Source organism: Pseudoxanthobacter sp. (assembly GCF_036822375.1).
GTDB lineage: Bacteria > Pseudomonadota > Alphaproteobacteria > Rhizobiales > Segnochrobactraceae > Pseudoxanthobacter.
The window spans coordinates 1-1637 of the sequence record NZ_DAISHT010000376.1; the positions used below are offsets into that span (position 1 = coordinate 1).

Consider the following 1637-nt stretch of genomic DNA (forward strand, 5'->3'; position numbering starts at 1 on the left):
CGTCGACCTCGACGATGGCGTTGTCGATCTCGTAGGCGCGCAGCGCCGCCATCAGATGCTCGATGGTGGAAACCGACCGGCCGCCGGGCGTGGAGACCACGGTGCACAGCTCCGTGGAGGTGACCGACTGCCAGGTGGCGGCCACGCCGCCGTCGCTGTCGGCGAAGTCGGTGCGCACGAACACGATGCCGGTGCCGCTTTCGGCCGGGTTGACGGTGACCGTTGCCGGGGCTGCGGAGTGAACGCCGATGCCGGACAGACGAACCGGGGCCGCAAGGGTCTTCTGGTAGAAGCTTGAGCCGCGCGCCATCGTTCCGGTTCCCGTCTTCGCCCTGCACATCACATCGCCGCCATAAGTGGCAGCACGGGCTGACCGGCCGAAAGGCAGGGCTGAACAAAAACGCCGCCCGGTCATCCCTTGATCTGAGGGTGAAGCTACCGGGTGCGGGCGGGGGCGTAAAATCACGCTTGATTACCGCCTTGTAACGCAGAAATAGGCGTTACAGATCAAGGTATTAAGGCGTCGTCCGGCGTCCTTTCGAGGGCCTTTGTGACACGCTCTGTAACACAAGGGCCGGATGCGGACGCAGAATCGGGGCGGACCGGCCGGTCCGCCCCGAAGGTCTTGTCTCAGCCGGGCTTTCAGTTCGCCTGACGGCGCAGGAAGGCCGGGATCTCAAGCTGGTCGTCGTCGCTGCGGGCGGCGGTGCGGCCGGCCGGCAGGTCGGTCTCCATGCCGCGCGGGCGGTGGTAGGATTCCGGGGTCGCCGGCGGGCGCTGGGCCTGCGCCGGACGGCGGGTGAACTCGCTCGCCGGAGCGGGCGCAGCCTGCCGCGGGGCCGGAGCCGGGGCCTGCGTGTAACCCGCCGCCGGGGCACGACCGCCGCGGTTCGGGGTGTTGTGGTCGTCATGGTCGTCGCGGCGCGACAGCCCGTTGGCGATGCGGCGCAGCAGGCTCAGCGGGCGGCGATCCTCTTCCACGTCCGGGGCGCGGGTCGGGGCCGGGGTGCGCATTTCGCGCTGGGCCATCTCGCGCTGGGCATGGGGCGGGAAGTCTTCCACACGCGGCACCCGCGGGGCGGCGGCAGCGGCCGGCGCCGGCTCCACGATTTCTTCCTCGTAGGTGATCTCTTCGACAGCGTAGCTCGCCGCGCTCTCCACCGCCTGCTCCAGATAGGAGCTGTCGACCGGATCGGCGGCATAGTCTTCGGCCGCCGGGGCCTCGAAGCGCTGCTCCAGACCGGCTTCCACCGCGGCCAGCGCCGTGGCGCGGGCGAGTTCGGCAGCCCGGATCTGGGCGGCCTGATGCTGCGCCGGGGCGGCCGGAGCGGCGGCGGCCGGCTGCGGGTTGCCGCGCAGCGGCATGGCCTGCGCGGCGGCGGCAGCGGCAGTGCTGCGCAGACGGGCGGCGGCCTCGGCAGCGCGGGTCTCGGCCGGGGAGGCGGCTTCTTCCAGCGCGCCCTTGTCGATGCCGGTCGCCACCACCGAAACGCGGATGATGCCTTCCAGGCTGTCGTCGAACGTGGCGCCGAGGATGATGTTGGCGTCCTGATCGACTTCCTCGCGGATGCGGGTGGCCGCCTCGTCGAGTTCGAACAGGGTCATGTCCTTGCCGCCGGTGATCGAGATCAGCAGGC

The 1637-nt window shown here is 70.6% G+C and carries 1 protein-coding gene and 1 pseudogene; both read right to left on the reverse strand.

The window, feature by feature from the left end:
* The coding region (locus tag V7067_RS17780; protein ID WP_334177212.1) for a UDP-3-O-acyl-N-acetylglucosamine deacetylase at positions 1-310 on the reverse strand (310 nt) is incomplete at its 3' end.
* 332 nt (positions 311-642) lie between these two features.
* Positions 643-1637: pseudogene (locus V7067_RS17785) on the reverse strand (cell division protein FtsZ); the annotation flags it as partial.